The organism is Pedobacter sp. T50_32 (assembly GCF_057652195.1).
Genome location: NZ_JBYFBY010000004.1, coordinates 267267 through 292388, shown reverse-complemented (window position 1 = coordinate 292388; position 25122 = coordinate 267267). Strand labels below are relative to the sequence as shown.

Genomic DNA, 25122 nt, shown 5'->3' with positions numbered 1-25122 from the left:
TCTATGTGATTAAATCCGCTTGATAAATGCTGAAAGTAAAAGACCTTGCCGTAAAATTTTATAACCAAGAAGACAAAGTTTGGTTAGAAACCGTTCATAAAGTAAGTTTCAATCTCGAAAGAGGTAAGGTTTTAGGCATTGTTGGTGAATCGGGATCAGGAAAATCGGTTACCTCTTTTTCAATTATGCGCTTGCACGATAGCAAGAACACGCAGATAGATGGAGAAATTAATTTAGATACAGTAGACCTACTCAATCTCAGCGACCAGGAAATCAGGAAATATCGTGGCAACAAAATAGCCATGATTTTTCAGGAACCAATGACCTCGCTAAACCCAGTTTTTACCTGTGGCGAGCAAGTTAGGGAAGCCATTATGTTGCACCAACAGGTGGATAAACAAACTGCCAAAGAACAGACCATTGCTTTGTTTAAGGAAGTGCAGCTGCCTCGTCCGGAGAATATTTTTGAGAGTTATCCGCACCAACTTTCTGGCGGACAAAAGCAAAGGGTAATGATTGCAATGGCTTTAAGCTGTAACCCAGAACTACTGATTGCTGATGAACCCACAACGGCTCTCGACGTTACTGTTCAAAAAACAATCCTGCAATTATTGCTGCGCTTAAAAACCGAACGTAACATGGCGATGATCTTCATTTCTCACGATTTAGGCTTAATGAGTGAAATTGCCGATGAGCTTTTGGTGATGTACAAAGGCGATATTGTAGAACAAGGAACTGCAGCACAATTGTTCGAAAACCCTCGCCATCCCTATACCAAAGGTTTATTAGCTTGCAGGCCATCGCCAAAAAGATTACTCAAAAAGTTGCCTACCGTAGCCGACTTTTTAAATGAAGATAGAGAAGTTGGTTTGCAGCATCTTTTAGAAGCAAATGCTTTTACGCAAGAAGAAGTTGATCATCGAAGGACAAAACTATATGAGCAGGCGCCTATTTTAAAAGTTGATAATTTATGCACTTGGTACCCAATTAAAAAAGGATTATTTGGTAAAACACATGATTATGTAAAAGCGGTAGACCAAGTTTCTTTCGAGGTTTTTCCAGGTGAGACTTTAGGTCTAGTAGGCGAATCTGGATGTGGAAAAACGACTTTAGGACGCACCATTTTACGTTTGGTAGAACCTACGTCTGGTCAGTTAATATTCGACGGCAACGACATCACCCACTTAAATAAAAAAGAGCTCAGGAAACTACGTAGAGATATTCAGATCATTTTTCAAGACCCCTACTCATCTTTAAATCCTAAAATTACCGTTGGGCAATCTATTATGGAGCCCTTGATAGTCCATAACGTTCATGCTAATGATGCAGAGCGAAAAGCACATGTAGTAGAACTTTTAGAAAAGGTAAACTTAGGTGCAGAGCACTTTAATCGCTACCCACATGAGTTTTCTGGTGGTCAGCGTCAACGTATTGTAATTGCCCGAGCTTTGGCGCTCCAACCAAAATTCATCATCTGCGATGAATCTGTTTCTGCCTTGGATGTTTCGGTACAGGCGCAAGTATTAAATCTGCTTAGAGATTTGCAGGAAGAATTTGGATTGACCTACATTTTCATCTCTCATGATCTTGCTGTGGTAAAACACATTTCCGATAGAATGATTATCATGAACAAAGGGAAAATAGAAGAACAGGGATTTCCAGAAGAGATTTATAAAAATCCGAAAGCTGCTTACACCCAAAAATTAATTGATGCTATACCGGGAAATTTCTAGTGATAAAAACGGGGAATTGATTACTCAAAAAAAGAGTAATTCCACATTTTAAATTCCCATTTCCACAACTTATAGTTTTATAAAACCGTTTTAAAGCTACTTTAAAAGCACTTTTCATCATTACTCCTTTTTGGTATAATTTTTCGATATAGCAATGTAAATTAAACTTAAAAAAGATGTTAAGAAACAAGTATTTATTAGTTGCAGCACTTTTATTATCAGCAACAATTTACTCTTGTAAAAAAGAAACGCAAGAAGTAGTGCAGGAAGATGAAGCAGCGAATATCATTAAAATTGATAACACTACCTCTTCTAACCGTGTAGATTTGACTAACGAAGGTGTAACTTTAAACTTTCAAGCTGCAACCGAAACCAATGGTTCAGGAAGAACTACAGAGGCAACTGCTACAGCATTTCCTTTTCAGTTAGTTTACAAAGGAAAAATTGAGCCTCAAATGGGTGCAAACAACAATCCTTTAAGTGCGTTAGAAGTTTCTGCTTATGGCAACAACTATGCTATTGCTTATCAAACTCCAGGTGCTGCTTATGGTGGCGGTGTAGATGTTATCCAAATCCAATCTGGAAGCCCACAACTAGTTGCTTCGGTTAGTACGCCAGATGCAGATATTACTTGTATCAACAACGGTGGTGGCCGCCTTTACTTAGGTATGGACTTAAAAACTTACGAAAGATATAAATACCCTGCTCCCGCGGTAGTTGGTATCGTTAAAACTAATGGCGGCAGCTTATCAGAGCCTCAAGCAGTAGGTCTAGAGGGTTATTCAACAAAAGACGTAAAATACAACGAATATAATGGAAAATTATATGCTGCATCTTCTTCAAATGGTGGTATCAGCATAATTTCTTTCAACGGACAAAAAGCTAGCAGAACCGCTTTCCAACCTTATGGTGGTTCAAGATCTATCGCTATTTCTAACCGTGATATCATTGCTACAAACGGATATAGCTATGCTACTTTTGATGCAAACACTGCAGCAGAAGGCAATTATACACACTGGCCAATTCCTAGCAACAATGTTGGTATCGGATCTGTAGCTGCTTTAACTAATGGAAACTTCTTATTCGGTAACAACTATTATCTAATTCACGTAGATAAAGCTACAAATGCACTACTAGACCAAGTAGATGTTGGTGGCTGGGTAAATTCGATATCTATCGTAGCAGACAAAATATACGTTTCTACTGGCAACAGCCTAGTGGTAGCGCAAATTGAAAACAATAAAATCAAAGTAATTGCTAAGACGCACTTCCAAAGTACATTTGGTGGAAACTTCAACGTAATTAGCTCTAGAATTGCAGGCAGCTATGTTTTTGTAGCTTGCGGAAGTAGAGGAACTTATGTTTTCAATCTGAAAAAATCTTAACGGATAATTGGTAATTTTTTTGAAGGAGTCTCGAATTTATTCGGGGCTCTTTTTGCATTTAAGCATGATGATGAATGCATTTATTTGCCTTAAAAAACACATTCCTACGCCAACATTTGTTATCTTCGGTACAATTGGAAAACGATTATGGCAAAAAATAAGAACGCACAATTCAAACTAGTTCTCACTCAGCTAATAAGCGATGTTTTTGAAAAAAACAAGAATATAGCTCTTAACCATAAGCAGGTAGCTAGCCGTTTAAATTTAAATGATAAAGCATCTATAGATACAATACTTGAAGTTCTCATTGAACAAACCGAAAAAGGTTTATTTGTTAGACGAGAGCGAGGTAAGTTCAAAATGAAGGATCTAAAAACTTTTCTAACAGGAACGGTTGATATGACCGCTGATGGTTCTGCATTTATTGTACCTGATGACGAGTTTGAGAAAGATATTTTCGTTGCCCCTAGAAAGCTAAAAAATGCTTTACATGGCGATAAGGTAAAGGTTTATGTATTTGCCAAGAAAAAAAGTGGCAGAAAAAATGAGGGCGAGATTGTAGAAATCATTAAGAGAGCAAAAACAGATTTTATCGGCGTAGCCAAAGTGTCTGAACGTTTTGCATTTGTTATTCCTGACGATCGAAAAATGTTGCATGATATTTTTGTGCCACTTGGAGATTTAAACGGAGCTAAAAATGGTCAGAAAGTACAAGTTGCGTTAGAAGACTGGCCAGAGGGAGCAAAAAATCCAATAGGAAAAGTTATACATATTTTAGGCGAGCAAGGCGAAAACGACACAGAAATGAACGCCATTTTGGCCGAATACGGATTTCCTTTAAGTTTCCCGTCAGAAGTAGAAAAAGAAGCGAATGCTATTCCCGAGCAAATAAGTGAAGCTGATCTGGCAGGTCGTAGAGATTTTAGAGATACCATTACTTTCACTATAGACCCAATTGACGCGAAAGATTTTGATGATGCCATTTCCTTCAAAAAACTGGATAACGGCAATTACGAAATTGGTGTCCATATTGCCGATGTTTCACATTATGTAACGCCAAACAGCAGTTTAGACAAAGAAGCAGAACATAGAGCTACTTCGGTGTATTTGGTAGACAGAGTGATCCCAATGTTACCAGAGCGGTTAAGTAACGGTGTTTGTTCACTTCGTCCGCATGAAGATAAGCTGTGTTTTGCAGCTGTATTTGAAATGGATGACGAAGCTAACATCATAGAGCAATGGTTTGGAAGAACAGTGATCCATTCTGATAGACGTTTTACTTATGAAGAAGCACAAGAGGTGATAGAAACCAAAACTGGTGATTATGTAGAAGAAATACTGAAACTGAATGAACTGGCTTACATATTGAGAGATGCTAAATTTAAAAATGGTGCTATCAGTTTCGAAAGTACCGAAGTTAAATTCAAACTAGATGATTTCGGTAAGCCTATTGGAGTTTACGTGAAAGAACGTAAAGATGCGCATAAACTTATTGAAGATTTCATGCTTTTGGCAAATAAAAAAGTAGCCGAATTCATTGCAAAAAAAGGGAAAGGCAAGCAGAAATACACCTTTGTTTATCGTTCGCACGATTCGCCTAATATGGAAAACCTGACCAGTTTCGCCACTTTCGCTTCACGTTTTGGTTATAAAATCAATACCAAATCAGACAAGGACATTGCAAAATCCTTAAATTTTTTAATGAATGACGTAGAAGGTAAGAAAGAGCAAAATATCCTTACATCTTTGGCCATTCGTTCAATGGCAAAAGCAATTTATACTACGAAGAAAACAAGCCATTATGGCTTAGCATTCGACTACTATACTCATTTCACCTCTCCTATTCGCCGTTACCCCGATGTAATGGTGCATCGCCTACTAGCGCTTTACCTTGATGGTGGCAAATCGGCCAATGCAGAAGAATATGAAGCAGCAAGTGTGCACTCATCTGCAATGGAAAAACGTGCTGCAGATGCAGAAAGAGCTTCGGTGAAGTATAAGCAAGCCGAGTATTTAGAAGACAACATTGGATCTATTTACACCGGCATTATTTCTGGCGTTACCGAATGGGGAATGTATGTAGAAATTGAAGAGAATAAGTGCGAAGGGATGATACGTCTACGTGATATTAGTGATGACTTTTATGTGCTAGATGAAAAGAATTACTGTATTATTGGGCAGCGTAAAAAACGTAAATACCAACTCGGAGATGAAGTTCAGATTAAAGTTAAAAAGGTTGATTTATCTAAACGTCAGATAGATTTCTCACTAATTCAGGATTAAAAAACAGCATCCGATTGGCAGTTTCTAACCTTATAACAATACAGCAATACAACAATTTATATGCGCCACTACTTTTTATTTCTTTTACTGATGATTGGTGTAGCTGCACAGGCTCAAACCATACAAGGTAAAATTGTAGATGAAACTACGGGAGAAGCAATTCCGTTTGTCTCTATTGGCATTGTAGGTACAAACATTAGTACTGTTACTAATGATGTAGGTGAGTTTATAGTTAAAGGTGTTAATCTACCTGCTAAATTAAGGTATAGTCACGTCAGCTATTTGTTGCTAGAAAACGAAATAAACTCTGCCAATAATTTATTCGTTAAACTAAAACCTGCTGCTATTAATCTTAAAACAGTAGTAGTCGATCCTTATCGTGGACAAAGATTGGTGAAAGCAGCACTAGAAAAAGCTACTCAATTTCAAAAGGAAAGTTTCTATGGCAATGCTTTTTACAGACAATTGACCTCTATTAATGGCAAACCAAGCCAGATTTACGAGCTATTTTATGATCTTGAATTTAATGTATCAAAAGTTAAAGGCTGGCTGGCTAAACAGAGTAGATTTGCCGAACTTAACGAAGGCGTTTCCTTCTCTATGAGCAATCAATCTTACCTCACTTTTGCACTAGCTGGCTATCTATTCGAAGATCGAAAATCAGGAAAGTTTGTGACCTTAAAAAACCTCAAAGATTTCGAAATTACAATTGAAAAATATATCGAACAAAAAGATCAGGATATTGCAGTTGTTTCTTGTAAATATAAGGGCAGCAAGAAACATTTTTATATCAACTCTACATATTACATTGGTGTAGAAGATACAAAGGTTTACAGATTGGAGAACAGTATTTTCAATTTACCCATGACTATTAATGTTACTTCTAAAATGCCACCTGCAGGCACCACAATAGCAACATTCAACGGTGCTAAAACTGATATCCCAGTTTTAGAAAGCATCTCTTCAAAGTTATATCTCAATTTAAATATTAGAGGCAGAGCCCTAACCCCTGTTATTAGCTCTCTGCTAACCGTATTTCAATTGGATAAGAATTTAAAAACTCAAAAATTCACCGAATTAAATAGAAAGGTCCAAGACAAAGCCATTGTAGAATCGATTGCCTACCAACCAGATTTTTGGAAAGACAATCCCATTGTAAAGCAAACTGCTTTAGAAGATACTTTCATTAAAATGATGGAAAGCAAATCGGCATTTGGCACTATGATAGATCCATAAAAATATTAATTTATAGATATGCGCTACTTCGTCATTTTCATTGTATCATTTTTTAGTATTCCCCTAAGTTATGCACAAAAGCTTAACGGAAAAATCATCGACGCTAATACAAAAAAACCTGTCCCCTTTGTGTCAATTGGGCTTATTGGCAGCAACAAGATGATCGCTAGTAATGATTTTGGTGAATTTGAGCTAAATTTAACCACCCTCCCTGCAAAACTTAGGTTTAGCCACGTAACCTATAAAACATTTGAGCAAACCATAAAAAACAGCGAAGACATTATTATCGAGTTAATACCAGCGCAACTACAGTTAGAAGTTTTAAATATAGAGCAACTTACAGGACGAAGTTTATTAACGGCTGCTTTAAATGAATTCAAATTACGTGAAAACGAAATGTTTTACGGAAACGCATTTTCCAGAATTACTCATTCAATTAATAACGAGCCCTATTATCTATCCGAAGTTTTCCTAGATGTTAAGATGAATCCTAAAGAGGTTGTAGGATGGATAGCAAAGCAGAATAGATACGCTAATTTCGAAGTGTCTACAAAAAATATACAAATTAGTTCTAATTATGAATTTGCGCCAATCCTAAATAAGGAAATCATGTCTCCGGCACAGCTCAAAGATTATGAAATAACTACTCAACAATACATTGCGCATGAAGAGCAAAGAATCGCAGTAATTTTCTGTAAATATGTCGGAAAATCAAACGGTCCGTATACTAACAGTATATATTATGTTGGTATGAATAACCATAAAATTTATCGCGTGGATATAGGCTTTCAAAATCTTTACATTCCGTCAGAATCTAATGAAAATTTAGAAATGTTCCCTATGCAGCGAACCATTACAATTATATTTGCTCATTTTAATTCAACAGTTCCTTTAATACAAAGTATAGCAACTAAGATGTCTATAGATTTAAGAAATAGCAAAGGAAAAAATAAAGTCGAAAGCAATACACTTTTTCTATTTTATGAGCTTAACGAGACACTAAAAGATCAAAAATACAATGAAAAAAGCAAGGCAATTAAACAAACTAAGCCTTACGATCTTGATTTTTGGAAAAACAATCCTATTATGAGACAAACACCTTTAGAAGAAAACTTTACTAAGGTAATCGAAAGTAAGTCAGCTTTTGGGAAACAGAAATAATTTATAATGCACAATCCTACAGAATTACAAAAATTGATTGAAAATGCTATACCAAAAATAGCATACCCGGCAAACCCAGCAAATTTATACGAGCCTATAAAATACATCATGAGTTTAGGTGGTAAAAGAATTAGACCGGTAATGGTTTTAATGGCTACCGAACTTTTTACCGATGAAGTTACCAAAGCGCTTGATGTAGCCTTGGCTATTGAAACTTTCCATAATTTCACGCTGGTTCATGACGACATTATGGATAATGCTCCATTACGTAGAGGCCAACAAACCGTACACGAAAAATGGGGTGTTAACAATGCTATTTTAAGTGGCGACGTAATGATGGTGGAATCTAACAAGCACCTTTCAAAAGTCGACATCAGCGTTTTAAAACCTGTGCTAGATACCTTTAACCAAACTGCCCAAGGGGTTTGCGAAGGTCAGCAACTAGACATGGAGTTTGAAACTAGAGACGACGTAAGTATTGAAGAATACATTGAAATGATTAGGCTTAAAACCGCTGTTTTATTAGGTGGCGCTATGAAACTAGGTGCTATTGTTGGTGGTGCAGATGATAAAAATGCAGCGCTACTTTATCAATTTGGAGAGAACCTAGGTGTAGCTTTTCAATTACAAGACGACATACTAGACGTTTACGGCGACCCAGAAAAGTTCGGTAAACAAGTTGGAGGAGACATTATCTCCAACAAAAAGACCTTCCTTCACCTCACTGCAAAACAATTGATCAATTCAGAAGAAACTGATATCCTTTTAGGTAGTCATAAAAGTACAGAGCAAAAAGTAAGCGCAGTTACCGAACTATACAACAGTTACGGTATTAAGCAATTGTCTAATGCTAAGATGGAACAATATTTAACCAACGCTTATCAGGCGTTAGATGCGTTAGAAGTGGCAGAGAACAGAAAGAGTTACTTAAGAGAACTAACCAAGCAAATTATGGAAAGGGAAAGCTAGCTCTTCATCTTACAAAGACAAAAACTCTCCAAAATCTATTGGGGAGTTTTTTTTACAGCTAATTCGGTTTTACAATCTACAACTCAAAAAAGCATAAAACCAAAAAAGCCCCGAGAAATTCTCGGGGCTTTTAAATGTAATCGAGTTACAAATATTATTCAGCAGAATCAGCAGCAGGTGCTTCTTCAACTTTAGCAGCTTTTTTAGCTGGTGCTTTCTCAACGCTCTCAGCAGCTTCTGCTTTTGGAGCTGCAGCTTTCTTAGGAGCAGCAGTTTTCTTAGCTTCAGCTTTAGGAGCAGCTTCCTTTTTAACAGGAGCAGCATCTTCTACTACAGCTGGTAATACAGAAACGTATGATTTGTTATCTCTTTTCTTTTTAAAAGTAACGATACCTGGTACCAAAGCAAATAAAGTATGGTCTTTACCAATACCAACACCTTTATCTGGGTGGTGTTTTGTACCACGCTGACGAACGATGATGTTACCAGCGATAGCCTCTTGACCACCAAAAATTTTAATACCTAGACGTTTACTATGCGACTCGCGACCGTTTTTTGAACTACCGGCTCCCTTCTTATGTGCCATTTTTTTATCTTTTAAACAATTAGCAAAAAGCTAATCATTGAATTTGCAAATAATTTAACTACAGAGTGATACTCTCAATCTGGATTTTCGTGAATGACTGACGGTGACCATTTTTCTTTTTGTAACCTTTTCTACGTTTCTTTTTGAAAACGATTACTTTATCACCTTTTAAATGAGACACGATTTTAGCCGCAACCTTAGCTCCTTTAACTGCAGGCGCACCTACAGAAATTTTACCACCATTGTCAACCAACAATACATTGTCAAATTCAATACTAGCGCCTTCATCTCCTTGTAAACGGTGTACAAAAAGGTGCTGGTCTTTTGCAACTTTAAATTGTTGCCCTGCTATATTTACTATTGCGTACATTGTTAAATAATTATTTTATTTCTATTTATTTTTATTCGAGGTGCAAATATAGAACATTTAATTTTCAAACACAATAGCCGATGAAAAATATTTCGCTGGCTGTTTTTGGTTAACTGTTCATTGGTTCATTAGGCATCGGCAACTAACTATTTGGCAATTGGTTATTGGTGATGGGTTATTTCTCCATTAGGTATTAGTGGTTAACCTTTTGATAATTGATTATTGTTGATTGGTTATTTTTTATAAAACCTCTTCTCCCCTTCGTGGCGACCTGTAGCCCCGCTGTACACTTTACTCGTTTCACTCGTGCTCGTTCCCATCGGGTTTAAAATGCAAGTGCTGTGCACAGGTTTAAGTTTTTTAAACCCGATTGAGCGGATTAGCCCACAGCGAGCGAGAGCGTTAGCAAAGCGAAGCGAGGACTATGAGCGAAAGCGGGACTAGCGCTACCCATGCTGCAGCATTTCGTTTTCCCTAAAAAGAAAAATCATTTGCATTATTACGAAATATTCGTAGATTTACGAAAACATTAAACAATGAAAAAGAACATTTTAGCATTATTGGGCATTTGTTTAGCTATGGCAACTTTCGCACAAGAGCCAGAATTGGCCATAGCTAAAGCGAAGTACAATTTTTCCCATGTGGTAGATACTACCAAACGAGATAAGCCCTGGGTAGAAGAAATGGTACTTATTATTGGTAAAAACGCATCGCTTTACACCAGCAATGTTAGACTTAACCAGGTCATTAACTTTAAGAAGCATGTAGCCGAGCAAATTAAAAACAATGGCGGAACACTGAATGGTGCCACTATTACATCTAACAGAAGGCAACGTACCATAGAAACCGAGTACTTTATTTTTAATAGGGAAAATAAATTTATTACTGCCGAAAAGTTAATTCAGGACTACATAGTAGAAGAAGAAATCCCTAAAATTGATTGGAAGATTGAAAGAGACACCATGAGTTTCTCTGGAGTAAAATGCCAAAAAGCAACCACAGTGTTTAAAGGCAGAAATTGGGTTGCTTGGTTTGCCCCAGAACTGCCCTTTGCAAGCGGCCCTTGGAAACTAAATGGCCTACCGGGGCTAATTATCGATGCCTACGATGACAGGAAAGAGGTTCTATTTCAATTTGCAGGGTTTGAAACTGTAAACTTTAAACCTTCTGATAAAAAGCATGCAACGGAGGATGAAAAACACTTGGACACCGACCTAATGGGAAATGAAATTAGGCTTCCAGCAAAATCGCTAAAGGTAAGTGCGCAAGAATTTAAGCGATTAAAGGATGCCAGAAATGCAGACCCTTACGGTTTCGCAAAAACGCAAGTGGCTGGCACGCCAATGGAAGGTCTTTTAAACGTTGCCAAACAGTCGATGGGCAATAGGACAAACTCTACACCTCCTATCAGCTTTAATAATCCGATAGAATTGAAATAAATGATTTTGGTTAAAATTTGTTAAAACACGTTCTTGTCTACGAATATTTCGTAGCTTTACGAAAACTTAATTATAACACATGAAGATTTTAAAACTTACATTAATTGCTGCAGCTATTAGCACTGCGGCTTTTGCTCAAAATGCAGACAAATCATTAGCTAGGGTGAGATATACACTTTCGCACATGCGAGACACTGCTCAAAGAAATGATTTCTATACCGAGAACATGCTTTTGGTAATTGGCAAAAACGCTTCGGTATTTACTAGCTACGATAAAATTAATAGAGACGCAGAAATTCGCAAATCTCTTGAGGAGCAAATTAGAAACCAAGCAGGTACCCCTGGCAATATCAGTATCAACAGAACTTCATCCAAACCTGTAACACAGGTAGATTATTTCTATTTCGCTAACGAGAACAAATTCTTCACTAAAGAACGTGTGATTAGCAATTATCTAATCGAAGAAAAGGCTCCTTCAATTAATTGGAAAATCAGTAAGGACACTGCTAGCTTCTCTGGCGTAAAATGTCAAAAAGCTACCACTTATTTTAAAGGCAGAAATTGGATTGCCTGGTTTGCTCCAGATTTAGCTTTTCAAAGCGGTCCGTGGAAACTGAACGGTTTACCAGGCTTAATTATAGAAGCACATGATGAGAAAAACGAAGTAAAATTCCAGTTTGCTGGTATTGATAAAGTTACCGAAGAAGATAGACCTAAAGAGACCGACCAAACTGTTACGCTACCAAATGGCACAACAGGCACAGTTAAGTTAAGAGGAATGGATGGAGACACTTACTTAGGCAATGAAATTAAATTACCTACAGATGCGATTAAAACGTCGCAGAAAGAGGTTGATAAGTTAAAAGAAGCAAGGGATAAAGACCCACAAGGATTTATAAACGCACAAATGGCAGGAAGAAACATGGGTGCAAATGTAAAAACTAGTACCAGCTTTGTAGCTGCCCCTGGTGGTGCGAAAAAGTTTGTATTTAACAATCCTATCGAACTTCCAGAAAAAAAATAAGCCAAACCAAACAAACTATTTTAAAGAAGGTACTTAGCAATACTAGGTTATCACAGCGTATTGCTAAGTACCTCTTTTCATCTAACACACATTTTGATGAAAAAGCTATTATTTATGCTCCTAATAACGAGCTTAGGTAGCATTGCCGCGTTTGCCCAAAAACAAATAAAAGGTAAGGTTAAAGATACAAAAGCTAAGCCGCTTCCTTCTGTCATGGTTAGTTTAAAAGACAAAGAAGGAAGCACGCTTGGTTTCTCGAGAACAAACGACAAGGGTGATTTTGTAATTAATACTGACGAAACCTCGAACGACTTAACGCTAGATTTCAGCATTTTAGGTTTTGAGAAAAAAAGTGTTAGTCTAACAGATTTCAACAAAAACAGTGATATCGTTTTAGCCGAAAGCGAGATTAGCTTGAAAACAGTGGAGGTTAAAAATCGTCCTAGACTAAGCTCAAGTGGAGATACACTAAACTACAAAACTTCAGATTTTTCTGATAAACAAGACCGTAGTATTGGCGATGTTTTAAGAAAAATGCCCGGAATTGAAGTTGCCGAAAACGGGAAGATCAGCTACAATGGAAAAAACATTTCTAACATGTACATTGATGGCGATAACCTACTAGAAGACAAATACGGTATTGGCACAAAAGCGATACCACACGGTGCGGTAGATAAAGTACAGGTGATAGAAAAAGATCAGCCCATTAAAATGCTGCAAAAAAACAACACTAGCGACGATGTTGCTTTGAATCTTGTGATTAAAGACGAAGCAAAACTGAAAGTGATGGGTGAAGTTAAAGCTGGTTTGGGAACTCCAGAACGGTTTGACGGCAATGTGAATGCCATGCTCTTTAATAAAAAGGTGAAGTTTTTGAACAATCTTAAGGGCAATAACATCGGTATAGATCCAGGACTAGACCTAATGGCATTCAACCCTATTGGCAACGATAATTCTAAACCTGGTAATTTGCTTTCCGCTGGTGCCGCTGGCGTACCAAATTTACCACAAAGCCGATCATTATTCAACAAAGCAGGACAAGCCAATTTGAATAACCTTTTCAAGTTTAATAATGACTTACAATTAAGGGCAAATGTTTCCTATTTGTACGATGAGCGTAGGCAAGTCTATTTTAAATCATCAGAAACTCGCTTAGCCGGACAAACAATCAATTACCAGGAAAATCAGGATAATTTTTTAAATCCGCAAAAATTACGAGGTCAGTTTACCTTAAACGGAAACACAGATGGTTACTATTTTAATAATATTTTTGTTGCTGAGTATAATCCTACTCGTACCAATTCTAATGTATTTATCAATGGTGTAGGTGCTTTCCAATCGCTAAGGCAAGATATGTTTACCTTGTCTAACGATTTGGGATATCGCAAGAAACTGAAATCTGGAAATATGGTTCACTTGTCTTCTTCTATTAGCAGAACAACGCAGCCGGAACACCTAGATATTAAACCAGGTTTAAATGAGGAAATCCTTAACAATGGCACACCTTATGCCAGTTTAAATCAATATTTAGATTTACCAACGCTTTATACCAACAACTTTGCATCGATGGCTTTTCCATCAGGTAAATTTGTACAGACTTATAGGGCCGGTTTTTTGTTGCAACATCAAAATTTAAATTCAGATTTAACTAAAATGCAAAATAATGGTAGCAGCGAACTTGCTGCTCTAGGAACATTGAACGATTTAAATTGGTTACGTTCGAGGGTCTATTTAGAAAATATTTACGAGTATACTTCCGATAAAATCACAGCTGGCGTTAGAATTCCTGTGAGCTATAACAACATTAGTTATGACGATGCAAACCACAGCGTAGATAAAAATTTGGAGCGTTTCTTCATCAATCCAGCGGTGAATTTTAAATACCAAACCAGTCCAGAAAATTACGTGAGTGCAGCGTATATGTTTAGAAACAATCTTGGCACCATTGACGATGTTTATAGCGGAACAGTATTGCGCAATTATCGTTCTCTTTTCGCTAACAATGCTCCTATTTCAGAAAGCTCTTCGCATTCTTTTTCTGGCAATTTTAATTTCCGCAAGGCGATAGAAATGATTTTTGGTAATGTAGGAGTTACTTACAGCATTACCGATTTAAATACGATATCTGCTTACACTTTAACCAACAACACGCAACAGCGCATTGTACTTCCTTTAGAAAACCAGATGAAAAGCTTAGGTGTTAATTCGGGCTTAAGCAAGTATCTATTTGCGTTAAAAAGTACGGTAAATGCAGGATTTAGTTATTCACACAGTCAATTCCAACAGTTGCAGAACAATCAGTTACTACCTTTTGAAGCAGATACCTACATCTATAAAGCTGGGATTGAAGCGAAATTGACAAAGTTTATGAATTTCTCTTACACGGGTACTTTTACAGACAACAGGAATAAAGCTACAAACACCGGTATTGGCACTAATTTCCAACAGTTAAGACAACAATCTGGATTGACAGCAACAGTACTAAAATCTGTGTTTTTAAACCTTTCTGCAGAGCACATTTTCACTAAACAGTCTAGCCAGGCAGATTTGAAATACTTGTTTGCAGATTTTAATATCAGATATAAAGTACTAAAGTTGAAAACAGATCTAGAATTTGGTATCACCAATTTAGCAAATTTGAAAAGATTTGAAGCGATTAACGTTTCGGCCAACGCATTAACGGTAGGTAGGTACGAAATACCGGGAAGGGTTGCGATGTTTAGAGTAACGTTTAATTACTAAGCATCCAAAAAACGGAAAGATTTTATAAAGCGGATTTACCTCATCGGTATTTCCGCTTTTTTATGTACTATATTTCAACTTGCTCCGTTACAAATTCATCAAAACTGAGTCTATCTATAAATCTTTATTATGATCAACGATATCCATATTTTAAATACCGAAATTTTAAGCGATAATTGGTACGTGCTCCGAAAAATAACTTACGAGTTTACTAGGCCAGACGGAAGCAAACAAGTTCAAGATCGTGAGGCGTACGACAGAGGAAACGGCGCCACTATTCTACTATATAATCAAGAGCAGCAAACTATTATCCTAACCGAACAATTTCGCTTACCCACTTATATTAATGGAAACCCTTCGGGAATGTTGATAGAAACCTGCGCAGGTCTACTAGACAAAGACAACCCAGAAGACTGTATTAAACGAGAAACGGAAGAAGAAACTGGTTATAAAGTAACCGATGTACATAAAGTTTTCGAAGCCTATATGTCACCAGGCTCTGTAACCGAAATTCTTTATTTTTTTATTGCTGCTTATGAAAAATCTATGAAAGTTAATGAAGGCGGCGGCTTAGCTCACGAAGAGGAACACATTAAGGTTCTAGAACTAGCGTTCGAAGATGCCTTGAATATGATTGCCAACGGTGAGATTAAAGATGCAAAAACGATTATGCTGATTCAGCATTTGAGATTAAAAAATATACTATAAGCAAAAGGCTGAACTTAAAGTTCAGCCTTTTGCTTAAGCTCTACATGTATTTGTGAATTTTTACCTTCACCTTTTATTACTTGTACATGATGAATTTCATTAGGATTAATGTTGCTCAGTTCCTTAGCAGGATAAACCTTCCCATTCACTATCATTTTAACATCATCGATAGCGACACTGTCTGTAGTTTTCTTAAAGCCTCTTACAATTATCATCTTATCTCCTTTGGGAAGCGGCAAATCCGCTTCTTCAAATTTACCAGTCGATCTAAATTTAATAGACATTTTAGGGCTTTCACCGGTTACTCCAACCATTGCGCTGTCTTTTTTATAAACGAAAATTTGGCTTATTTTTCCGTTAACAATAGGTTTCTGACTACGAGGTATCCCAAGCTTCTCTGTAACTGCAGCCATCATTTCCTTAATTTCGTTTAAATTAGGTCTACCGTTTGCATTACTATCTCTATCTAAAAAAAGCGTACTTACAATGTGATTTATCTTATAAAGGGTATCTTTTTTAACAGGTTTTTCTGCTAACGTTTTCTCAATTATCTTTTTCTTCTTGGGAGCAACTACAATCACTTTCTCTTCTGGTTTTTCTTCCTCCTCAACATTTAAATGTGGAATTATTTTAGCCAACTGAGGCAAATGCGCTTTTACCTCTTTCTTCGAAATGGTAAAGGCTAAAGTAGTTAACAACAAAACGGGTAAAGCTAAAGCGTATCTGCTTAAAGTTAACTTCGATGAACGCTTTACATTCATCATCTTTATACGTTTCTTTAAATCAGAAAGATTAAAATTATTAACGATAGCAACTGAAGTATTCAGTTGTCCAACGCCTAGCAAACTATATTGATAAGCTTTCCGATCCATTCCCTTCCTCAATATCTTCTGGTCGGTAATGAATTCCAAGTTTTCCTTTACAGCTTTCTTCATTAACCAAACCCCAGGGTTAAACCAGTAAAAAACCACGCTCAACTCGGCCAAAATAATATCTACAGAGTGCCATTGCTTTACGTGCACCATTTCATGTGCTAAAATGGTATCCAATTCTTTCTCGTTATGCAAGCTCGGATTAACGTAAATAGTTTGCCAAAAAGAAAACGGACTTACACTTTCATCAAGCGTTCTTACTTTGTAATTGGCAACGGTACTAGGATTAGATTTTTTATGGATTTTATAAAGAGAAATGAACTGAATAGCCAATCTAACGGTCATAAACAATACGCCCAAATAAAACAGTGCGCTTAATACTGGCCAGTTGTTAATGAAAAAACCAGTAGGCACCAGTTCCGAAGCCTTTTGATTAAGCTGTGGCAGATAGGCAACTACTTCTTGCTTATGAAAAAATTCCGTTAAATCGATGAATGGATAAACTGTAGAAAAAACAATTCCAAACACCAAAAAACAACGATTTAAAACGTAAAAAGTTAATCTGCGCAATACCAGATAATAAGTGGCAGCAAATAGCAGCAACACCAAGTTTATCTTTAACAGAATAATAAAAAGATCAGGCATATCTATTTATCTTCAGGTTTCTCAATCAGGTCAATTATCTCTTTTAACTCTGCCGCACTTATCTTTTTATCTTTCGCAAAAAACGCTACCAATTCCTTATACGAACTTTGGAAATAATCGTTCACAAAACCGTTCATGAAACGCTTTTTGTAGTCTGCTTCTTTCACTTTCGCACTATATCTAATGGCATTGGCGTAACGTTCGCCCTTTAAGAAACCTTTACGCTCAAGGTTTTTCACCGTAGATGCAACCGTAGTATAAGGCGCTTTTGGCTCTGGCATGGCATCCATAAACTCCTTAATAAAACCCGGACCAACCTGCCAAATGGCTAGCATTGCTTCTTCTTCTTGCTGTGTTAACTTTTCCATCAATCAATTACGAAATAATCGTAAATATACGAAAGTAATTAATTAAAGTGCAATAGCTTAGCCGTTAAATTTTGTTAATAAATGCTTGGAGGTAAATGACTTATTTTAGAAGCGCAGTCCTTATGCAGAAATTGAGAGAAAGTCCCGCTATTCGCTACAATTTTTTTGTGCTTCGACGAGCTCAGCATGACAAAAAAGATTTTCGCTACTATCGGGGCTAAGCGGCAGTTGCAGTAAAAATATAAAATGGCTGTAAGCAAAAACACCTCGCTCTTCAGGCACCCCTTTAAAAGAGGAGAATGTGTGATGTAATTCCCTCCGATTTGCAGGAGGGTGGTTTAAAACCGGGGTGCTTAGTTAACTTCCAATTACCCTACCTAAAAATAAAACTACGATTATCCTTTTTCCAATCTGGACCAATTGCAGTAGTTAACCAGAAAGGCTTTTTTATAGCAGTTTTCTTTTGCCAAATACCATCAGACATTTGCAGGTCGCTACCTAATTTCACAAAACCTAAAATTAAAGTACCACCTTCTAATTGGTTATTTTCAATTCTCAAGTTCTTTGGTTCGTCTTGAGTTACCAATAAAGCTGTTGGATTGATGACATAATTATTTGCAATTTTTACGCCATCGGGTGCTACTGTTCTAGCGTTATCTTTGCCAGCTCCTAATACAAAAGCTTCTCGTGCATCTACAATAATGTTATCTTGTATATCGGCATTTTTAACCTGCCAATAATCACTCAAAGCGGGATTTTCATAGGCATTCATTACAGAAATTGCAGAACGTAGCGTTCTTCCTGCTATTTTGTACAGATAATTCCCATGCACTTTTTGGTTCTCGCCAATAATCCTAACTCCACCAGTATTGGGTAGGTTATTTCCAATGAAATAGTTATTGTTAACCTCCGAATTATTACCGTGTCTAAAAGTTACTGTGCCTACACATTCGTAAAAGAGATTGCTCGAGATTTTGTTGTAACCAGATTTAATCGAGATAATCTCTACTTCGCCGTTGCATTTATCGAAGATATTATTCTCTACTTCGGTATAAGAATCATTCATTGAGTAAGTGCTTGTTCCAATGCGAATAGTTTCGCCACCGTTTACACCTAAATCTGGTCGTGGGCCAAAATAGTTATGGTCTATTTTGTGGTAATTTGGTTTGTCATCTAACCAAACCACTAAAGTTGTACCTTGATGCGTTTTACCTGAGATAGAGCAATGATCTACTCGATTGTTTCTTCCATACAGCGACACCCATTTGTAATCCACAGTCTTGTCACTTGGGTTATAATTTTCGATGCTAGTATTTGTTAAACGGCTATTTGAAGTTGTTTTCGTGAAAATCACCACATCATCTTTTAAAGAAAAACCATCCTTAAACGATAATCCATCTACCATCAACCACTCGCCATCAATTTTTAAATTTGAATTTCCAGAAAGCACCACACTACCCTTTGTTTCGGCAACTAGCGTTATCGGATTTTCTGAAGTACCCTTACCTTTAAAGTTTAGCTGCTGGCTTTTCCATTCGCCAGCTTTCATCACTACTTTATCACCGGGTTGCAAATTTAAAGCACTAAGTTCGGCTCCAGAACTGATGGTATAAACTTTAGCCTGCGGTTTAGCTTGCTGTTCTTTTTCTTCAACAACCTCAGCCACGTTTGAAGCAGCACAAGAACTAAAAGCAATGCAGTTTACCAAGAAAAAGCCCAAAAGGAAGCTGTTATATTTTTTCATCATTATATATATCTATTCGTTTGTGATGAAGCTACCAGATTTTATTATCCATTATGTGATTTAAAAACCTTGATCTTTTCACTCTCAGATTAATTTATTTAATGTTTGCACCAATGTTATTTCCAGCTGGTCCTTTTTTGGATAATTCGTTTCCAGATTGAAGCTTAAAATCAAAAGACTTTATATCGTTAAACGTTGGTTTAATATCGAAAATATGTTTTCCGATAAGTTTACCGTAATAGGTATCCACTTTCCCAGATTGATAAAAATTACAGTAATCTACCAATACATTATCCCAGCGAAATTCTCTAAACTCAATAGACCTTCCTCCTTGCCCGCTGTTAACAAAATTGCTGTTTAAAACTCTTGCATATTGAGCTCCCAATAAGCGAATTGCCGCACCTTGTTCTCTATTATCTACTTCGTTAATAGTGCAATTTTCTATCGTCACAAATGGTCCTAAAGTACTTTCATCATTTCCGCCACGATACACGTTAATTGCACTACCCAAAATGTTCGTAAAAACACAATTTTTAACCACTGTATATTCTGCGCCATAAATACCTTTGTCGTCGCGTTCTTCGGCCAAATTAATTCCAGTTCCAGAAATGTTTCTAAATAGCGAATTTGTAATTACCAAGCTATCAGCTAATGTCGACTTACTTCCTTTGAACCCCGCAAAAGAACCTTCGTTATAATCATAAAACTCACAAGCATCTATAAAAGCTTTGTAAGGTTTGTTCATCGGCAATTCTGTTGAGCGGATACCGCAGCGCACATCGCCACCGCTACCATTAGCACCTTTAAATGCAATTCCGCTAACTTTTACGGTAGCTCCGTTATCAATGGTGATGAAAGCGGGTAGCGTTTTGCTACTTCCATTTACAAAAACTGGTTTGCTTTTTAAGTCAGCCGCAGCTCTAATAGTGATAGATTTACCCACTACAATTTCATCTTCAACACTGTAAAAACCTGTATCGTTAAGTTCTAGAATATCTCCATCACTTAATTGATCTATAACCTGTTGGATGTTCACACTTTCTTTAGCAGCAATTTTGACCACTTTAGGCTGAGCATTCACCGACTTTACTTCTTGCTTATACCAAGATGCGCCAACATCCTTCTTCTGTACAAATTTCATTTGCTTTAAAGGCGCACCGTAATCTGCTAAATAAGGAAATGAAATTCCGTTAATAGCTACGTTCGATGTTTTTTTATTTACAAAACCATCTTGCAATGGAAGGTTAGATTGCACAGCATTATCTTTGATGCTAATTCCTCCGTCCTTGTTTTCATCAACATAAAGTGCATTAACAGGTTGCACCAATAAGTTCTTAGCAAAGATCACATTTTGTGGCGACAAGGTACGTTCAGAATCTTTTCCTGTGCCAAATAATGATGGTTCGCAATTGATAAAAGTATTACGCTCAATCTTAGCATCAACCACTTGGTAATAACGATTAATCAGTGAATTTGGCACACCGTTCATTACTGCCAATGGCGAACGAAAAGCAGTTCCCTTGAGATCTTTAAATACATTATCAAATACTTGATGGCCAGGATTGATAACTCTTACACCACCAGTAAATGGTTTGTTGTTACCTAAAAATAGATTGCCTTGCACTACGTTTTTAGAACCATGCCTCAGCACTAAACTTCCTTCACATTCTAAAAAAGTATTAAAACTGATGTTATTTTCACCAGATTTGATAGAAACTATTTCTACTTCTCCGCTGCACCTCTCGAAAAGATTGTGTACAATTTGAGTTTTCGAGGCCGTTAACGAATATCTAGAAACACCTATACGGATGGTTTCTCCACCATTGGAACCGAAGCGCTGACGACCATTGAAATGGTTCGAATCGATACGGTGATAATTTTCTTGACTACGTTCGTCATTAAGCTCAGCTATAATTACTGGACCAGCATTTAATTTATTCGTGAATGTTGAGTGGTCTACCCTATTATTTTTACCCCAAAGCGCCACCCAAGAGTCGCCTTTAAAACGTTCTGGCTGACTAAATTGCTCCACTGCAAACTGCGTAATACGACAATTGTTCGCCAAATTATTGTTATCTACCCTGAAATTGATGACATGATCTTTAGGGCTGTATCCATTTTTGAAATGAAAACCTTTGATGTAAATATATTCGCCCCCAATTTTCAAGTTCGATTTTCCTGAAATTTCTACTTTATCGCCACTTTCTGGCTTTATCCATATTGGTTTTTCTTTGGTTCCTTTGCCCGAAACAACCAGCTGCACATCTGTCCAAACCTTATTTTTAAGTAAAATTACATCACCAGGTTTTGCTTTGGCGGCAGCCGATTTTAATTCTTGCGGCGTACTTACCAAAATATCAGCTGCGCTAGCTAAAGAGGTAGTGAGGAAAAGAGCTAAAAAAGAGATACGGAATTTCGTCATAAACGGAAGGGATTGGTTATTTATTTAGTAGTTGCCAATGATGATCGCGGATTTTTAAACGCAGATCAGCGCTGATTTCTGGCTTATTGTACTTTGATTATTGTATTTGGTTATTGACTATTCACATATCCCATAAATGCTGCCATCTCGATCGGAGGAAGAAATTAAAACAAGTACATCCTTCTTTTATTCCGACCGAAACGACAAATCATTTACATATAAACCAAAAAGCTTTTATTTCTGAATATAGATATCAAATTTAATAGTTGAGTTACCTACTGGTGTTCCAACAGTTACCTCTTTAACATGGATAATCGCAAATTTCGATGAGTTTGCATTACCAACATCAGGAATTCTAACTGCAATTAAGTTTGAACCTGTATTGGTATTGAAAAGACTAGCACTTGATGAATTAGCATCGAACCTTGGCCCACTACTACTAATAGTTAAACCACTAAGTCTCGAAGCTAAATCATCTAAGTTACCATTCGCAAAATCATCGTAAACTAGTTTTTCTGCTGCTACACTAGACAATAACACTCTAAATCTGGTTGCTCTCATATCTGCTGCTGGTCTTGACAATACCCAAGAAGCTCCGTTACATCTAAAGTTAGATGCTACGTTAGTGGTATTGGTTGGTGCGTAGAATGTTGGTCCATTACCAGTTCCATAGAACAAAAATGCCATGGTAAGTTCACTTGCACTCAGTTCGCAATTGCCTCCAGTTGTACCATTAGAATCAAAGAAAATGGTAGCTGTTCCAGCAGTTTGCGCTGTCATGGTTACATCCCTGTACAACTTACTCAGATATGTCGCATTAATTGGAATAATTAGTTCAGACTGCAAATCTTCGGTATCAACGGCTATAATTTTTACGTGCTCGGCTCGCATTGCGAAGCTGTAAGCGCCGTTGTAATTATAGGTTTTTACACCATTCAGATTAGCAACTGTTCCCAATAGTTGGTAAGTTCCATTTCTGTCGTCATAGATGTCTACCTTTTTCAAACCAGTTACCGAAGTAATTTGACCTGCAATCGACGTAGCTGTTGTAGCTATGCTGCTCGGGAACAACTCGAATCTTGGCTTGAAAATAGACACATCAACTGGCATATTGATAATCAATTCATTAACTTGATCGTAGATATCAATTGCTCTTACTTTGATGTGTTGGGCTGCCTTACGATAGTTGTAAGCGTAATTCAACGCATATTCTTTTACGTTTGCAATTCCAGTAATGCTATTTGCCAAAACGTAAGTATTTTCAGTTTGATAATCATCTAAAATATCAACTTGTTTAATACCATATTCTGACTTTATAGTACCTACAATAGCCGTAGGATTACCATTTAAATCTGCATTGATACTTGCTGGGAAAGCACTAAATTGAGGCAAAGCTGGATCAAAATATTTGATAGGCACGAAACCTTCCAAAGAGCTGTTGTTGCCTTGTTTAACCAACACTTTCACTCCTTTTACCGTACTCATGTTGGTCACCGGAAAAGCCGTTATTGGGATAACAAGCTCATAAGTAGGTGAAATTACCCCTTTGTTATCCGTAACATGAATTAAAGAATCTGGCTTATCGGTACGTTGCAAATAACAGTAAACGAACTTTACACCTTCTGCTGCTGCAATGTTACTTTTAAGTTCACTACCCAGATCAAAAATTTTGGTAGCTCGGTTAAAAGTGTACTCCTTTGCTTCAACGGTTCCGTCTCCAACATCAGAAAATTCGTTTTTCTTACAACCAGCTATTATCGCCATAGCCAAACAGCAAAGCAATAATGGTTTTAGGATTTTTTTCATCTGTTTAGTTTTTTAGTATCCTGGATTTTGTGGAATTGTGATCTCTGTATTGGTATCAATTTCTCTTTGTGGTATAGGCAACAACAATTTATCATTGTTTACATTAGCTTGTAAAACTGGCAACGGAATTACCGGATTAAATCTGCCGTAATAAGCAGTATATTCGGCATCGTAATGCGCTCGCATAGTTGCCACAGCTTGGCCAAACCTCATCAAATCGAATAAACGTTGATTTTCAAAAGCTAACTCTAGGCGACGTTCTTTTAACAATGCGGTTTGGAAATCTGCTGCACTTTCTATTGCGCCAATACCTGCTGCTGGATATCTGTAGAAAGCAGAAGTAAAACTTCCAGTAGTATAATTTCCAGCACCAGAACGCTCTCTAATTTGATTAATCAAACCCACAGAACTTCCAGCCGCACCATCATAACCTTGTGCTTCGGCTTTCATTAACAGTACGTCTGCAAAACGCAGCACCGTAAAATCATTTTCAGCATCACCAGCTACAACTACTTTCGAGAAAAATTTATTTACGTAGTAAGGTGTTGTACTATTGGCATAAATCGATACCGTTACGCTTCTACGGGCATCAGAAAAACTAGCGTTGTTGGTAACGAAAGCACCATAAATACTTGTTGTAGGATAGTTAAATCCGTTTCCATCGCCATTAATAACTGCATCGCCACTACTTGCTGGGGCAAACATATTTGCCATTGGATTACCCAAGCCCACTAAACCAGCTTTGTATCGCACAGCGAATAAAATCTCTCTGTTCATTTCGTTATTGATAGCGAACACACGAGGAAAACTACTTTCTAAACCATAACCACTATTGGCAATTACATCGTTCAATAAAGTAAGCGCATCTGCGGCACGGGGAACTGGCAAAGTCAAATATACCTTAGCCAAAAGCGCCTTAGCCGACCATGAGTTTGCCCTACCTAAATCTGTGGATGTAATTTGACTGTAGGGTTTCGCACTCGCTAAATTCACTGCTGCTTCTAAATCCTTCGTAATTAAATTGTAAGTATCATTTACCGATGAACGGTTAATTTTACGGGCTTGCGAAGCTTCTAAGGGCTCGGTTACAATAAACACGCCACCAAACAAACGCACCAAATTAAAATAATGGTAAGCCCTGATAAACAATGCCTGTCCTACCAACTCGTCGCGCTGCGCCTCTGTAACATCCGCCGTAGGCGTACCAAGCACCAATTGATTGTTTTGATAACTTACACCTAAGCTTCTAAGTACATAATTAACGTTGCGGATGTTCTTGTAAGTTGCCAACCAATAGTTGTAAATCTGCTGATGTTGTGGACCAGCCGTGTACAAGTTCAGCACGTTAAGCTCCATGTTTACGTTGGTAGTACTGTTAACCGAACGCTGACGGGCATTGTCTGACCTTAATTCTGTAAACTGCCATTCATTAATTAGTGGCTCTTGCATGCCGTTATAACATCCCGACAAGGCAACACTCACCTCTCTATAATTTTTATAGAAATTTTTAGCAGCTTCGTTAGATACCGGCTCTACATCTATTAGTTTTTTACATGATGCAAGCGCTGTCGCTAATGATACCAAAATGATGAAGCGAGTTGAAATTCTTTGTATTTGTTTCATGACTTG

18 protein-coding genes are annotated in these 25122 nt (G+C 37.2%); 10 read left to right on the top strand and 8 right to left on the bottom strand.

The genetic code is table 11. From position 1 onward, the window contains the following. Positions 1–26: 26 nt before the first annotated feature. The 6 genes from AC23ME_RS14865 to AC23ME_RS14840 all read left to right on the top strand — a co-directional run bounded on the left by AC23ME_RS14865 (position 27) and on the right by AC23ME_RS14840 (position 8767). Positions 27–1733 (top strand): ABC transporter ATP-binding protein, encoded by a 1707-nt coding sequence (locus AC23ME_RS14865; protein WP_487728563.1) that lies wholly within the window; start codon positions 27–29, stop codon positions 1731–1733. A 176-nt stretch (positions 1734–1909) separates the two neighbouring features. After that, complete coding sequence (locus tag AC23ME_RS14860; RefSeq protein ID WP_487728562.1) at positions 1910–3118, top strand: hypothetical protein; 1209 nt, start codon at positions 1910–1912, stop codon at positions 3116–3118. A 147-nt stretch (positions 3119–3265) separates the two neighbouring features. Then, on the top strand, positions 3266–5401 hold the full coding sequence (gene rnr / locus AC23ME_RS14855) for a ribonuclease R (RefSeq protein ID WP_487728561.1): 2136 nt from the start codon (positions 3266–3268) through the stop codon (positions 5399–5401). A gap of 60 nt (positions 5402–5461) precedes the next feature. Then, positions 5462–6637 carry a carboxypeptidase-like regulatory domain-containing protein gene (locus AC23ME_RS14850; RefSeq protein WP_487728560.1) on the top strand — a complete coding sequence of 392 codons (1176 nt, stop codon included), beginning with the start codon at positions 5462–5464 and terminating at the stop codon, positions 6635–6637. An 18-nt stretch (positions 6638–6655) separates the two neighbouring features. After that, positions 6656–7798: a carboxypeptidase-like regulatory domain-containing protein gene (locus tag AC23ME_RS14845; RefSeq protein ID WP_487728559.1), complete on the top strand. Its 1143-nt coding sequence runs from the start codon at positions 6656–6658 to the stop codon at positions 7796–7798. Positions 7799–7804: 6 nt separating this feature from the next. Continuing rightward, positions 7805–8767 (top strand): polyprenyl synthetase family protein, encoded by a 963-nt coding sequence (locus AC23ME_RS14840; protein ID WP_487728558.1) that lies wholly within the window; start codon positions 7805–7807, stop codon positions 8765–8767. Between the two features lie 154 nt (positions 8768–8921). Here the strand turns inward: AC23ME_RS14840 and rpmA are convergent, their stop codons facing one another. Both rpmA and rplU read right to left on the bottom strand, forming a co-directional pair. Next, positions 8922–9353: a 50S ribosomal protein L27 gene (rpmA, locus tag AC23ME_RS14835; RefSeq protein WP_487728557.1), complete on the bottom strand. Its 432-nt coding sequence runs from the start codon at positions 9351–9353 to the stop codon at positions 8922–8924. A gap of 58 nt (positions 9354–9411) precedes the next feature. Then, complete coding sequence (gene rplU / locus AC23ME_RS14830; RefSeq protein ID WP_308848217.1) at positions 9412–9723, bottom strand: 50S ribosomal protein L21; 312 nt, start codon at positions 9721–9723, stop codon at positions 9412–9414. A 536-nt stretch (positions 9724–10259) separates the two neighbouring features. On the opposite strand from rplU, the gene AC23ME_RS14825 reads away from it, so the two are divergent. From AC23ME_RS14825 to nudK, 4 genes are all read left to right on the top strand, one after another. Next, complete coding sequence (locus AC23ME_RS14825; protein WP_487728556.1) at positions 10260–11162, top strand: GLPGLI family protein; 903 nt, start codon at positions 10260–10262, stop codon at positions 11160–11162. A 79-nt stretch (positions 11163–11241) separates the two neighbouring features. Beyond that, on the top strand, positions 11242–12186 hold the full coding sequence (locus AC23ME_RS14820; RefSeq protein WP_487728555.1) for a GLPGLI family protein: 945 nt from the start codon (positions 11242–11244) through the stop codon (positions 12184–12186). A 96-nt stretch (positions 12187–12282) separates the two neighbouring features. Beyond that, positions 12283–14928: a carboxypeptidase-like regulatory domain-containing protein gene (locus AC23ME_RS14815; protein WP_487728554.1), complete on the top strand. Its 2646-nt coding sequence runs from the start codon at positions 12283–12285 to the stop codon at positions 14926–14928. Positions 14929–15057: 129 nt separating this feature from the next. Continuing rightward, positions 15058–15636 carry a GDP-mannose pyrophosphatase NudK gene (gene nudK, locus AC23ME_RS14810; protein ID WP_487728553.1) on the top strand — a complete coding sequence of 193 codons (579 nt, stop codon included), beginning with the start codon at positions 15058–15060 and terminating at the stop codon, positions 15634–15636. A 14-nt stretch (positions 15637–15650) separates the two neighbouring features. On the opposite strand, the gene AC23ME_RS14805 is transcribed toward nudK, so the two are convergent. The 6 genes from AC23ME_RS14805 to AC23ME_RS14780 form a co-directional block, all read right to left on the bottom strand. Further along, positions 15651–17153 (bottom strand): M56 family metallopeptidase, encoded by a 1503-nt coding sequence (locus AC23ME_RS14805; protein ID WP_487728552.1) that lies wholly within the window; start codon positions 17151–17153, stop codon positions 15651–15653. Positions 17154–17155: 2 nt separating this feature from the next. After that, a complete protein-coding gene (locus AC23ME_RS14800; RefSeq protein WP_097131181.1) occupies positions 17156–17521 on the bottom strand; it encodes a BlaI/MecI/CopY family transcriptional regulator in 366 nt (121 codons plus the stop codon). A 373-nt stretch (positions 17522–17894) separates the two neighbouring features. Beyond that, positions 17895–19268: a polysaccharide lyase 6 family protein gene (locus AC23ME_RS14795; RefSeq protein ID WP_487728551.1), complete on the bottom strand. Its 1374-nt coding sequence runs from the start codon at positions 19266–19268 to the stop codon at positions 17895–17897. Positions 19269–19359: 91 nt separating this feature from the next. Beyond that, positions 19360–21687, bottom strand: coding sequence for a chondroitinase-B domain-containing protein (locus AC23ME_RS14790; protein ID WP_487728550.1), 2328 nt, complete (start codon positions 21685–21687; stop codon positions 19360–19362). 234 nt (positions 21688–21921) lie between these two features. Continuing rightward, a complete protein-coding gene (locus AC23ME_RS14785) occupies positions 21922–23493 on the bottom strand; it encodes a hypothetical protein (RefSeq protein ID WP_487728549.1) in 1572 nt (523 codons plus the stop codon). 12 nt (positions 23494–23505) lie between these two features. Continuing rightward, on the bottom strand, positions 23506–25116 hold the full coding sequence (locus AC23ME_RS14780) for a RagB/SusD family nutrient uptake outer membrane protein (RefSeq protein WP_487728548.1): 1611 nt from the start codon (positions 25114–25116) through the stop codon (positions 23506–23508). Positions 25117–25122 lie beyond the last annotated feature (6 nt).

Coding starts and splice junctions, on each gene's coding strand:
- AC23ME_RS14795 (WP_487728551.1), bottom strand. CDS start 19,268: ATGATGAAAAAATATAACAGCTTCCTTTTGGGCTTTTTCTTGGTAAAC.
- AC23ME_RS14805 (WP_487728552.1), bottom strand. CDS start 17,153: ATGCCTGATCTTTTTATTATTCTGTTAAAGATAAACTTGGTGTTGCTG.
- AC23ME_RS14850 (WP_487728560.1), top strand. CDS start 5,462: ATGCGCCACTACTTTTTATTTCTTTTACTGATGATTGGTGTAGCTGCA.
- AC23ME_RS14840 (WP_487728558.1), top strand. CDS start 7,805: ATGCACAATCCTACAGAATTACAAAAATTGATTGAAAATGCTATACCA.
- AC23ME_RS14825 (WP_487728556.1), top strand. CDS start 10,260: ATGAAAAAGAACATTTTAGCATTATTGGGCATTTGTTTAGCTATGGCA.
- AC23ME_RS14815 (WP_487728554.1), top strand. CDS start 12,283: ATGAAAAAGCTATTATTTATGCTCCTAATAACGAGCTTAGGTAGCATT.
- rplU (WP_308848217.1), bottom strand. CDS start 9,723: ATGTACGCAATAGTAAATATAGCAGGGCAACAATTTAAAGTTGCAAAA.
- rpmA (WP_487728557.1), bottom strand. CDS start 9,353: ATGGCACATAAGAAGGGAGCCGGTAGTTCAAAAAACGGTCGCGAGTCG.
- AC23ME_RS14820 (WP_487728555.1), top strand. CDS start 11,242: ATGAAGATTTTAAAACTTACATTAATTGCTGCAGCTATTAGCACTGCG.
- AC23ME_RS14785 (WP_487728549.1), bottom strand. CDS start 23,493: ATGAAAAAAATCCTAAAACCATTATTGCTTTGCTGTTTGGCTATGGCG.
- AC23ME_RS14865 (WP_487728563.1), top strand. CDS start 27: ATGCTGAAAGTAAAAGACCTTGCCGTAAAATTTTATAACCAAGAAGAC.
- AC23ME_RS14860 (WP_487728562.1), top strand. CDS start 1,910: ATGTTAAGAAACAAGTATTTATTAGTTGCAGCACTTTTATTATCAGCA.
- nudK (WP_487728553.1), top strand. CDS start 15,058: ATGATCAACGATATCCATATTTTAAATACCGAAATTTTAAGCGATAAT.
- AC23ME_RS14790 (WP_487728550.1), bottom strand. CDS start 21,687: ATGACGAAATTCCGTATCTCTTTTTTAGCTCTTTTCCTCACTACCTCT.
- AC23ME_RS14845 (WP_487728559.1), top strand. CDS start 6,656: ATGCGCTACTTCGTCATTTTCATTGTATCATTTTTTAGTATTCCCCTA.
- AC23ME_RS14780 (WP_487728548.1), bottom strand. CDS start 25,116: ATGAAACAAATACAAAGAATTTCAACTCGCTTCATCATTTTGGTATCA.
- rnr (WP_487728561.1), top strand. CDS start 3,266: ATGGCAAAAAATAAGAACGCACAATTCAAACTAGTTCTCACTCAGCTA.
- AC23ME_RS14800 (WP_097131181.1), bottom strand. CDS start 17,521: ATGGAAAAGTTAACACAGCAAGAAGAAGAAGCAATGCTAGCCATTTGG.